Genomic DNA, 11,315 nt, shown 5'->3' on the forward strand with positions numbered 1-11,315 from the left:
TGGAGCAGGGCACGCTGGAGGCGTGCGACACCTTCGGGGCCGCCAGACAGGGCCGCTGAGCCTTCTCAGACGCGTGAGAAGGACCAGCTCACCGCCTTGCCTTCGGCATAGGGCATGACGCCATGGAAGGCCCTGGGATCCTCGTCGAACACCAGCGGGAGGAAATGCCGATCCCCGTCCCACAGCGGCAGGCTCATGATGTCCTTCACGGGCACCCACGAGAGGGTGCCCTCCGCGTTGCGCTCGTACGGAGTGCCCTCGAAGCGGTCGATGCGGAAGATGAAGCCGAGCCAGTCCTCGCCCTTGGGGCCGAAGCCGGGCCAGTTGATGGTGCCGCGCAGCGTGAGGTGCGTGCACTCGATGCCGGCCTCCTCGCGAATCTCCCGGCGCATGCAGGAGACCACGTCCTCGCCCGGGTCCATCTTCCCGCCGAGGCCGTTGTACTTGCCGAGGTGCGCGTCGTTCTCCCGCGCGTTGCGGTGGATGAGGAGCACCTTCGTCCCGTCCGGGGACAGGATGTAGCCGAGGGTGCCGATGATGGGCGTGTAGGGCATGACGAGGCTCTTATCGCCCGGAGCCCGGCTCGCAAGAACCCGACAGGTAGGCAGGGAGCCGCTCTCCCTCTCAAAGCGCGCTCCAATTGTCCTGAAGTACAGCTCGTCCGCCCTGTGGCCGACTCGGGAAGCGATACCCATACTCGTGAGGTGAGGAGAACCACGTGATTGCCTGGCTCGTCATCCTGCTGCTCATCGCCGTCAATGCGCTCTACGTCGTCGCGGAGTTCGCCGCGGTGAGCCTGCGCGTGACTCAACTCCAGCCGCTCGCCCAACGGGGGAATCGCCGCGCCGCGAGTCTCCTCGCGGTGCTTCAGGATGGAGCCGAGCTCGACCGCTACGTGGCCGCCTGCCAGATTGGCATCACGCTCTCCAGCCTCGTGGTGGGCGCATATGGACAGGCCACCGTCGCGCTTCAGCTCGCCCCCGTCTTCGAGCGCCTCGGCGGGCTGCAACCCGTGGCGGCGCACTCGGCGGCGGCGCTGGTCGTCCTCGCGCTGCTCACCGTGCTCCAGGTGCTCTTCGGGGAGCTTGTCCCCAAGGCGCTCGCCCTCCAGTTCACCTTGAAGGCCGGGCTGCTCACGTACCCGCCCATGCGCCTGTCCCTCAAGCTGTACGCGGGCTTCCTCAAGGTGCTCAACGGCAGTGGGCTCCTGCTGCTGCGCCTCTTCGGGGTGAAGCCCGGCGGCCACCGCCACGTCCACTCGCCCGAGGAGCTGGATCTGCTCATCGCGGAGAGCCATCAGGCGGGCGTGCTCGCGCCCGAGCAGCAACGCCGGCTCCACAGCGCCCTCACGCTGGGCGAGCGCACCGCGGGAGACCTGATGGTGCCGCGCAAGCGCATCACCGCGATCGACGTCTCCACCCCGCCGGACGAGGTGCTGCGCCGGGCCATCAAGAGTCCCTACACACGCCTGCCCGTATACGAGGGCACGCTCGAGAAGATATTGGGCTTCGTCCATACCAAGGACCTCGCGAGCCACTTCGCCCGCCATGGCACCCTGCCGCCGCTGCGCGACGTGCTGCGCCCGCTGCCCACGGTCCGCCGCGGGGTGAAGGCGGACCAACTGATCACACAACTGCGCGAGCAGCGCGCCACCCATGCCCTGGTGGTGGGCCGCGGCGGAAAGGTGGAAGGACTCGTGAGCCTCGAGGACGTGCTCGAGGAGCTGCTCGGCCGGATGGGCGATGAGTTCAAGCCCGCGATGGAGCCCACCCATGCATGACCTCATCGCGCCGTTCATCATCGCGGTGCTCATCCTCATCAACGCGTTCTTCGTCGCCGCCGAGTTCTCCATGCTCGGTGCGCCGCGCACCGCCATCGACCGCCGCGCCGCGAAAGGCAGCCGACGGGCCCAGCGGGTGAGCGAGCTGCTGCGCAACCCCCAGCAGCAGGACCGCTACATCGCCACCGCGCAGGTGGGCATCACCTTCGCGAGCCTCGGGCTCGGTATGTACGGCGAGCACGTGCTGGCCGAGTGGTTCGGCTCCCTCTTCGAGTCGCTCGGAGGTGCGCGCTGGGCCGCCGCCCACACGCTGGCGAGCATCACCTCCGTGGCGGTGTTGACGTACCTGCACATCGTGCTCGGCGAGATGATTCCCAAGACGCTCGCGCTGCACCGCGCGGAGCACGCGGCGATGTGGATCAGCACGCCCATCCGGTGGGCGAGCGCGGCCCTGTTTCCCCTGGTCGTCGTGTTGAACGCGATGGGCAACGGGGTGCTGCGCCTGATGGGCGTGCGCCGCACCGGTGGCCCCATGAGCCACTCTCCGGAGGAGCTGCGCTACGTGGTCGAGGAGAGTCAGCACGCGGGCCATCTGCGGCAGGAGGCGGGCCAGGTAATGGGGGAGCTCCTCCGCTTCGGGGAGCGCACCGCCGGAGAAGCCGCCATGCCGCGCGTGCGCCTGGTGGGAATTCCGCTGGGTGCGACGCCCGAGCAGGTGCGGGGCGTGCTGCGGCAGTCGAACCACACGCGCTACCCCGTGTACGCCCAGGACCTCGACCACATCGTGGGGATGGTGCACATCAAGGATCTGTTGCGCGTGCTGTCGTCGGGAACGCCGCTGACATATGCGCACGTGCGGCCGGTGCCGTTCGTGCCCCGCACGGCCCGGCTCGACAACGTGCTGTCGGTGATGCGCCGCGAGAAGACGCAGCTGGTGGTAGTGATGGACGAGCTCGGAGGGACCGCGGGCCTGCTCACCATCGAGGACCTCTTCGAGGAGGTGGTGGGCGAGATCGACGAGGGCACCCCGACCGCGCCCGTCCTGCGAGCGGATGGAGATGGTCATGTCATCGCCTCGGGCCTCCGTCGGCTCGATGAAGTGGGGAGGGAATTGGGGCTCGAGCTCACGCACGACGAGGTGGACACCGTGAGCGGGCTCGTGCTCGCGAAGCTGGGCCGACCCGCGCGGGTGGGAGACGTGGTGGACTACGGCGAGGTTCGCATCCAGGTGACGATCGTGGAGGGCCGGGGCGTCAAGGAGTGCCGCATCGAGCGCCTCCCGCCCCCGGACAACACCGTGCTCGGCGAAGACGCCGCTCCTCCGCCGAGCTGACGGTGTCGTTCACCCGTCCCGGGCGAGCGTCACCGGCGCGTTCCCGAGCAGCCAGCGCACGCTCGCGTCGAACAGGGCGAGGCCGTCCCCGGTCAGCGTCTCGACCCCGGAGTCACCCAGGAACCACGCGGCCCGCCGTGCCGGCGCGGTGCTTCCATTGACCAACTGAGCACCCTGCTCGTAACCAAACAGCACCGCCCGCTCGGGCGCACTGGGCAGGGTCAACACGACCTCGGCCCCCGCCCCGTAGACACCCCAGCGGAGCCGATCCGGCACGCGGTACACCTTCACGCTCCCCGACCGCCCGGCCGCCATGGGATGCGTGGGCGCGATGGCGTTCACGTCGCTCTGGGTCCACTCCTCACCGACGCTCGTCGCCATTCCCATGTCATCGAACAGGAAGGACTCGTAGGTCGCGACCGGAATGGCGACGTCGCGGAACTTCGTGCTGACCGCGCCCGAGGCCACCGTCGAGGACACAATCACCGCGGCCTTGCCGGACGCATCCGCGGTCGTGGAGGTCGCGGCGACGCGCACCTCGACGGGATGGCCGAGGAACTCGAGCCGCTCCTGGGTCAACGCGTCCCCCGAGGGCAACGGCAGGGCGCCCACGATGAACAACACAGGGGCGGGCTCACCGACGCGGAGCCGCATCCACTGCGACGTGACGGAGAAGCCGGTGGTGTCCGTGGCGCGCGCGATGAGCACCGGCGCGCTCGCCTTCACGCCCTTCCAGGTGAACGTGTACGGGGCGCTCGCGTCCTCACCGAGCTTGTCCGGTCCCGCGAAGAACTCGACCTTCGAGATCGGCGTCTGGCCCGCGTTGACCACCACCTCGATCTCGACATCGGTCCCAGCCGGGACGGTCGCGCTTCGCGGTTGCACGAGTTCCACCAGACGGCTCGTGGAGCGCACACGTGCGAGGAGCGGGTCGACCACGCCAGGGGCCATCGTGACGGGGAGCGGCACCGCGCGAGCCGCCACCTGCTCGAAGACGCGGCGCTGCCCCCACGCCGTGGTGCCATCCTTCCGCGCCTCGGCCTTCAGCGAGTCGACCGCCGCCGCGCCGGCCTCGCCGTACATCCCGAGCTTGTCGAGCCACGGCTGGACCTCCACGAGGAAGCGCTCGTTGCCGAGTTCCCGGGAGAGCACGCCCGGCGCCCGCGCCATCGACGTCAACTCGGCGATCAGCGCGTCCGCCTCCTTCTCGAAGCTCCCGCTGGGATACGCGGCCCAGAACGCGCCAATGCGCGCCGCGAGTTCCCGCGACTCCTCGCCGTTCACCGTGCTCGAGCGCGAGTTCTCGGCGAGCGTGAGGAGCGCCTCGTACGCGGCACCGCCAAAGCGCCTGAGGGAGATCTCCCACGACCGCTCCGGCGAGTACGCGCCGGGGTTCCACAGGAAGTCGGCGATCGTCCCGAGCGGGATCTTGGAGGTCTCCGCCTGGTTCATGGGATTGCTGGTGAAGCCCAGGATGCCCTGCTGGAGCATCGCCGGAGCGCGACGCTCCAGCGGCCCCAGGAACAGCCGGTCCCGCGCGAAGTCGTTGACCGGGTAGTTGTCCCAGATCAAGAGGTCGTGCCCGAAGACGCCATGCGCCTCCGTGGCCTGCTGCACGGAGAGCTCGGGCGACACCACTTCAGGGCCGGTCCAGTAGACGACGACGGAGTCATCGACCAGCGCGGCGAAGCGCTCGCGGTAGATCGACGACCTCGTGCCCGAGTACTCGGTCGGCACGGTGATCAGGGGCCGCGAGCCCGGTCGCGGCGCGAGGAACTCGGAGGCGAAGCGGTTGAGCAGGTATGCCTGGGCCGCGGCGGCCGGGCTCGGGTCGCTCCCGAAGCGCGTCTGGTCGCTCGCGCATTTGAGCGTCGGGTCGATGTCATCGAACAGGAGCGAGAACGCGTCCACGCCGAGCGCCCGGATCGCCTCCATCTTGGAGGTGAGCGTGGCGAAGTCCTGGTCACTCGTGAAGCAGATGTCCTGTCCCGGGGACACCGAGAACACGAAGTCCACGTGGTTCACCCGGGCGCGCCGCACGAGTTCGCGGAGCTGCGCGAGCTTGTCCGCCGGGTACGGCTCCCGCCAGCGCTCGCGATGGAAGGGATCGTCCTTGGGCGCATACACATAGGTGTTGAGCTTGTGCTCGCCGTAGAAGTCGAGCTGACGGAGCCGATCCGTGTGGTCCCACGGCTTGCCGTAGAAGCCCTCGATGACCCCCCGGTAGGTGGCCGTGGGCTCGTCGCGAACCTCGGCGCCCGGGAGCCAATGCCGTCCGTCGCGCTCCACCGCGAGCTGCGCGAAGGTCTGCGCGGCGTAGAAGGTGCCATCCCGATCGACGCCGGCGAGCACGACACGCGCCTGCTCATCGGCACCGCGCCCGACCGCCGCGACGTAGCCCTCGGCGCCCATCCCAGCCGGTCCCGCGACGCCCAGCGCGCCCAGCGCATCCACCGAGGCCGCGTTCTCGCCCGGGCCTCCCACCCACACGACGAGCGGCGCGGTCGGCGTCGGCTGCCCCTCGTCCGCGTACACGATCGACGCCGCGCCCGCCTCGAGCAGCGCCTGCTCCACGACCCGCAGCACGGCACCATCGGCCTGCTTGCCGGCCACGACGCCCACGCGCGGCGGCACTGGCACTCCGTCAGGACGAGCCGTCACCTGCTTGGGGGTGGGATAGAGCGTGGGCAGCTCTCGGGGTGGCTCTTGCTGGGTGTTCCCGGGCGGCGGCGCCTCTTCGTCCGGGGCACATCCGTTCACGAGGGTCAGCGCGAGGGCGAGGCTGGCGGCGCTCCGGCGAAAGACCGCGCGGAGGGCGGGGGGACGGTTCAGGTCTTGCGGCATGAAGCCGCGAGACTATGAGCGCCATGCAAAATACGTCAATTCGACCCGGGGTGAGTGCCGCGCACTCAGTCCCGGTAGCCGCGGGCCTGGAGGTTGAACAGGTGCGCGTACCGGCCGTTGCGCGTCATCAACTCGGTGTGGCTCCCCATCTCCTCCACCTCGCCGTTGTGCAGCACCGCGATCCGGTCCGCCATCCGCACCGTCGAGAACCGGTGCGAAATCACCAGCGCGATCCGGTCCGCCGCCAGCTCCTGGAAGCGCTCGAACAGCGCGTGCTCCGACTCCGCGTCGATGCTCGCCGTCGGCTCGTCCAGGATGAGCACCTCCGCGTCCTCCCTCATGAACGCCCGCGCCACCCCGAGCTTCTGCCACTGCCCCCCGCTCAGCTCGTGCCCCTTCTCGAACCAGCCGCCCAGCATCGTGTCGTACTGGTTCGGCAGCGCGGAGATCACCGTGCTCGCCCCTCCCTGCTCCGCCGCCCGGGTGATGCGGTTCCGGTCCTCCAGCGCCGGCACATGTCCCAACCCGATGTTCTCCGCCACGCTGAACTGGTAGCGCACGAAGTCCTGGAACACCGCCCCGAAGCGTGAGCGCAGATCCTCCGGGTCCATGTCCTTCAGGTTCACGCCCCCGTACAAAATCTCCCCCTCCGTCGGCTCGTACAGGCGCAAGAGCAGCTTCACCAGCGTGCTCTTCCCCGCCCCGTTCTCGCCCACCAGCGCCAGCTTCTCCCCCGGCTCCAGCCGCAGCGACAGGTTGCGCAGCGCCCACGCCTCCTTCCCCGGATAGCGGAACGACACGTTGCGCAGCTCGATGGCGTTGCCCCGGCCCCGCGGCACCACCTTCGCGGGAAGCACCCTCGGCGCCTCCTGCCCCGTCGGTATCTCCAGGTACGCGAACAGGTTGCTCATGAAGAGCGCCCCCTCGTACATGCTGCCCACGCTCGACAGGATTCCCTGGAACGCCGCCTGCCCCTGACGGAACACCATCAGGTACAGCGCCATGTCGCCCAACGTGAGGGCCCCCCGCGCCGCCCGGTTCGCCACGAAGGCGTAGCACCCGTAGAAAGCCCCCAGCGACACCAGCCCCAACCCCAGCCCCCACCCCATCCGCTTCAGCGCCAGCGCCCGGTCCTCCTGGAAGAACTTCTGGAAGAGCGTCCGGTACCGCCCCAGCACCAGCGGGCCCAGCCCGAACACCTTCACCTCCTTCACGTGGTTGTCCCGCGTGAGGATCCACTCCAGGTAGTTCAGCTTCCGTCCCTCGGGCGCCCGCCACGAGTACAGCCGGAACCCCTCCGCCGCCAGCCGGGCCTCCGCGATGAACGCGGGGATGCTCGCCACCACCAGCACCACCACGCTCCACGCCGACAGCGACACCAGCAGCACCGCGTACGTCGACAGCGTCACCGCGTTGCGCACGATGGCGAACGCGTCCATCACCAGCGCCAGCGGCCGGCTGTTCGCCTCGCGCCGCGCGTTCTGCATCTTGTCGTAGGTGTCCGAGTCCTCGAAGTGCCGCAGCTCCAGCTCCAGCGCCTTCTTCAGAATCCGCTCGTTGAGCAGGTTGCCCAGGCTGGCCCGCAGCAGCTCGCGCGTCAGTGTCAGCGCCCGGTCCAACACCGCCGAGCCCACCATCAGCCCGAACTCCAGCACCACCAGCCGCAGCACGTGCTCACGTGCCGCCTCGGTCCCCTCCTTCTGCGCCGCCACCACTCCGTCCACGATGAGCTTGCCCACCCAGGCGATCGTCGCCGGCAGCAGGGCCGCCACCAGCGTCAGCACCCCCAGGACCACCGCGCCCCGGGGGCTCGCGGACCAGAAGAGCCGGAAGGTCCCCGGGAGCTGCCGGAAGAGGCTGCCTGTGTTCTTCAGGCGGGCCTTCAGGGACTGGGGAGGGCGTGGTGCGGAGAGCGGTGGAGACACGCTCTCTCTCTAATCCGGCCCCCGCTCGCGTGCCGCAGCTCTCGCACGCGAGGCGCCCAGGTGCCAGCCGAGGTGCCTGTCCACCTGGGCGCCGTACACACCGGCTGGACCGGGCGTCGTGCGAGCGACACATCCTCTCGCAGCCCGGCGTGCACGAGGGGACTTGCGCGTGTAAGCGCTCGCCCCACGTCGACCTTTCCACAGCCCGCCTGTAGGAACTTCAGGATTCCGGGGGGGGCGACCAACCTGGGCACAGGTGGGCGTAAATCTCCCAACGGAAGACGGGGGACTTGGCGCGTCCAATCACAGACAGACCCTGTATTTCCGACAGGAATTGCCTGGCAAAGCCTTTGCAGTAACCCCTCCGCGAAGGTCATCAGGGGGTTGCGGCATGCGGGGAGTCATCACTGGACGTGAGGTACTCGAGAACCTCGGACTCATCTACCGGGAGTTCGGAGCCGCCTGCCTCCTACGTTGCCTATGGGTGATCCTGCGCGGGCGCAGCACCACCTTCCTGGAGGTGGCCTGCCAACCCGAGCCGGATCGCTACCGCTAGAAGCTAGGACTCGTCATCCGACTTCGGCGGGGACGAGGGAGATGCCGGAGCGCCCTTCTGGGAGTACGACACCACGGGCCCACCGCCTCCTCCGCCCAGCCCCTGACGGGGCCCACCCCGGCCGGATCCTTCGCTCCTCCGCTCTGGAGGACGCCCCTGTGACCGCCCCTGATCTCCAAACTGGCGCTGGCCATCCGCGTTTCCACGCGGAGGACGCTCGCCCTGCGGACGATCACCACGCGGGGGACGATCTCCCTGCGGACGCTCGCTTCGGGGGAAACGCTCACCCTGCGGACGCTCTCCTCGGGGGAAACGCTCGCCCTGCGGACGCTCACCCCGCGGACGCTCTGCTCGAGCGAAACGCTCCCCCTGCGGAGGACGCTCCCCCGGTGGAGGACGCGCTCCCTGCGGAGGACGCTCCCCCGGTGGAGGACGCGCCCCCTGCGGAGGACGCGCTCCCTGCGGAGGACGCTCGCCCCGGGGGAACCGGTCGCCCTGGGGACGCCCGTTGCCACCCGGGCCGTTGAAGCGGCCCTCGCCGCGCGGGCCTCCGGAGAAGCGGCGCTCGCGCGACCCACCCTCGGCCTGGAAGCGACCCGTGGGCACGTAGTCCGGCGTCAGCTCGCGCTTCACGTACGCCCGCCAGATCTCTTGAGCATCGCCCGCCCGCGCCCGCAGGCTCGGGTCCGCCAGCTCGAAGTAGCGGCGCAGGTTCTCGACGTCGCGCTTGAAGAAGAACTCGGCCTGGCTGTTGGCGGCCGCGTCCACCACCTGAGGGAAGTCGATGATGGTGGCGCCGCGGTTGCCCAGCAGGATGTTGAACGCCGACAGGTCGCCGTGGATGAGGTCGCAGCACAGCATCCGGATGGCCTGGTTGCGCAGGTCGAAGTACAACGCCGACGCCTCCTCGGGCGTGAGCGCGGCCTCCTCCAGCCGCGGCGCCGGGTGCCCTTCCAGGTCCAGCACCAGCTCCATCAGCAGCACGCCCTCGTAGAACATCACCGGGCGGGGCACGCACACGCCGGCCGCGTGCAGCTTCGTCAGGGCGTCCGACTCCGCCATCTTCCAGGCATCCTCCGCCGCCTGCACGCCGAAGCGGCTGCCCTTGGCGATGGCCCGGGCGGTGCGGGTATTGCGCACCTGCCGGCCCTCCCGGTAGCCCGAGTTGTTACGGAAGTTGCGGTGCTCGCGCTCCTTGTAGATTTTGGCCGCGACGATCTCGCCGCCATGGCGGACGAGATACACGTCCGCCTCCTTGCCACTCTTGAGGCGTCCTACCACCTCGTCGATGACACCATCGGCCAACAGGGTCTGAAGCGCTTCGTTCATGCGTTCGCGTGACGGAAGGCCTGAAGTCCTACCACGTATTCCGGGTGATACTCACCTCACATGTGCGTGGGGCTCGTCCGAATGCCCTTCGACCGGTGGGACATAGGGCCATCCAGGGAGGGCTCCCTTGCCCGCCTCCCGGGCGAGGTAGTCGGCGGCGATGTTGGCGCTCTCCATGATGGTGAGCAGCCCGCTGCCGGGGTGCGTCCCCCCGCCCACCCAGTACAGGCCCTCCACGCTGGGGCTCTTCACGTGAGGGCGCAGGGGCCCGAGCTGCAGCCAGGTGTGCGACAGGTTGAACACGGCCCCCCGGAAGACGTTGAAGTCGTCCCGCCACGTCTCGGCGGTGAAGTAGCGCTCGGCCCGGAGGTGCTGGCGCACCCCCTTGAGGCCCACCTTCTCCAGCATGGCTGGAATCCGCTCGCGCAAGGTGCGCTCGGTGGCCGCCCAGTCCACCTGCCTCGAGGTGTTGGGCGTGGGCACCAGCACGTACAGGGTGGAGTGGCCCGCGGGCGCCCCGCTCCTGTCCGTCACGCCCGGGTTGCAGACGTAGAAGGGCGGGTCCTCCAGGTCCACCTGCTGGTCCTCCAGGGCGGCCCGGTCCGTGCGCCGGGCGTTCTCGGAGAGGTAGATGAGGTGGTGGGGCAGGTCATCCCAGACGCGATCCACCCCGTAGTAGGCCATGAAGGTGCTGCACGAGTACTTCGCCCGCTCCAGCGCGGCGTCGGTGAGCCGGGTGCCGGCGCGCGCCTCGGACGGGACGAGCTTCTGGGCGGCATAGGGCAGGTCCGCGTTCACCACCACCGCGTCCGCCTCCAGCCGCTCGCCGCCCTTCAGCCGCACGCCCGCCGCCCGGCCGTACTCCACCAGCACCTGCTCCACCGGGGTGCCCATGCGGAAGGTGGCGCCCAGGTCCTCGGCGCACTTCATCATCCCCCGCGCCAGGGAGCGGAAGCCGCCCTCCACGTGCCACACCCCGAAGGCCAGCTCCAGGTAGGGGATGACGCCGAACACCGAGGAGCACGTGGTGGGGTGCAGCCCCAGGTACTTGGAGGGGTAGGAGAGCGCGTAGGTGATGCGGTCGTCGTGGAAGAAGCCGTCCAGGTGCTTGTAGAGCGTCTGCCAGGGCTTGAAGCGCAGCGTGGAGAGCAGCCGCCAGGGGGCGTAGTAGGCGAGGCTGTCGGCCTGCGTGGCCATGAACTTCTCGTAGGCGAGCGGGTACTTCTCCCGGCCCTCCTCCAGCCAGCGGCGCAGCGCGGGAGCCTTGTCCGGGCCGAACTTCGACACCTCGCGCTCCATGCGGGCCACGTCGCGCGTGGTGTCCAGGTGCGTGCCGTCCCAGAAGTGCACCCGGGTATTGGTGTCCAGCGGCACCAGCTTCACGTAGTCCGAGATGCGCTTGCCCGAGCGCTCGAAGATGCGCTCCAGCACCCCGGGCAGTTGGAGGATGGAGGGCCCGGTGTCCACCGCGTACTCGCCCCGCTCGCCCAGGGTGAGCCCCTTCATCCGCCCTCCGGGCACCGGATCCTTCTCCACCACGGTGACCTT

The 11,315-nt window shown here is 69.4% G+C and carries 8 protein-coding genes; 3 read left to right on the forward strand and 5 right to left on the reverse strand.

The features are described 5' to 3' along the window. Window positions 1–65 precede the first annotated feature (65 nt). Complete coding sequence (locus tag VF794_RS07045; protein ID WP_331108408.1) at window positions 66–554, reverse strand: 8-oxo-dGTP diphosphatase; 489 nt, start codon at window positions 552–554, stop codon at window positions 66–68. Between the two features lie 164 nt (window positions 555–718). Here VF794_RS07045 and VF794_RS07050 point away from each other — a divergent pair, with 164 nt between their 5' ends. Together VF794_RS07050 and VF794_RS07055 are read left to right on the forward strand one after the other, a co-directional pair. Beyond that, window positions 719–1,780 carry a hemolysin family protein gene (locus VF794_RS07050; RefSeq protein ID WP_331108409.1) on the forward strand — a complete coding sequence of 354 codons (1,062 nt, stop codon included), beginning with the start codon at window positions 719–721 and terminating at the stop codon, window positions 1,778–1,780. Further along, complete coding sequence (locus VF794_RS07055; RefSeq protein ID WP_331108410.1) at window positions 1,773–3,113, forward strand: hemolysin family protein; 1,341 nt, start codon at window positions 1,773–1,775, stop codon at window positions 3,111–3,113. Before VF794_RS07050 ends, VF794_RS07055 begins: the two co-directional genes overlap by 8 nt. A gap of 9 nt (window positions 3,114–3,122) precedes the next feature. Here VF794_RS07055 and VF794_RS07060 read toward each other — a convergent pair whose 3' ends face one another. Both VF794_RS07060 and VF794_RS07065 read right to left on the reverse strand, forming a co-directional pair. Continuing rightward, a complete protein-coding gene (locus VF794_RS07060) occupies window positions 3,123–5,957 on the reverse strand; it encodes a beta-N-acetylglucosaminidase domain-containing protein (RefSeq protein WP_331108411.1) in 2,835 nt (944 codons plus the stop codon). A 65-nt stretch (window positions 5,958–6,022) separates the two neighbouring features. After that, window positions 6,023–7,882 (reverse strand): ABC transporter ATP-binding protein, encoded by a 1,860-nt coding sequence (locus VF794_RS07065; RefSeq protein ID WP_331108412.1) that lies wholly within the window; start codon window positions 7,880–7,882, stop codon window positions 6,023–6,025. Between the two features lie 391 nt (window positions 7,883–8,273). Here VF794_RS07065 and VF794_RS07070 point away from each other — a divergent pair, with 391 nt between their 5' ends. After that, window positions 8,274–8,438, forward strand: a complete 165-nt coding sequence (locus tag VF794_RS07070) for a hypothetical protein (RefSeq protein ID WP_203408670.1) — start codon at window positions 8,274–8,276, stop codon at window positions 8,436–8,438. Window positions 8,439–8,441: 3 nt separating this feature from the next. Here VF794_RS07070 and VF794_RS07075 read toward each other — a convergent pair whose 3' ends face one another. Further along, window positions 8,442–9,767 (reverse strand): RIO1 family regulatory kinase/ATPase, encoded by a 1,326-nt coding sequence (locus VF794_RS07075; protein ID WP_331108413.1) that lies wholly within the window; start codon window positions 9,765–9,767, stop codon window positions 8,442–8,444. Window positions 9,768–9,818: 51 nt separating this feature from the next. Beyond that, window positions 9,819–11,315, reverse strand: a 1,497-nt coding sequence (locus VF794_RS07080) for a phytoene desaturase family protein (RefSeq protein ID WP_331108414.1), incomplete at its 5' end; no start/stop codon positions are given.

The organism is Archangium sp. (genome assembly GCF_036389735.1).
Lineage (GTDB): Bacteria > Myxococcota > Myxococcia > Myxococcales > Myxococcaceae > Archangium.

What these genes read in the sequence shown, in the direction of transcription:
- VF794_RS07045 (WP_331108408.1), bottom strand. Translation starts at nt 554, where the DNA reads ATGCCCTACACGCCCATCATCGGCACCCTCGGCTACATCCTGTCCCCG.
- VF794_RS07055 (WP_331108410.1), top strand. Translation starts at nt 1,773, where the DNA reads ATGCATGACCTCATCGCGCCGTTCATCATCGCGGTGCTCATCCTCATC.
- VF794_RS07060 (WP_331108411.1), bottom strand. Translation starts at nt 5,957, where the DNA reads ATGCCGCAAGACCTGAACCGTCCCCCCGCCCTCCGCGCGGTCTTTCGC.
- VF794_RS07070 (WP_203408670.1), top strand. Translation starts at nt 8,274, where the DNA reads ATGCGGGGAGTCATCACTGGACGTGAGGTACTCGAGAACCTCGGACTC.
- VF794_RS07075 (WP_331108413.1), bottom strand. Translation starts at nt 9,767, where the DNA reads ATGAACGAAGCGCTTCAGACCCTGTTGGCCGATGGTGTCATCGACGAG.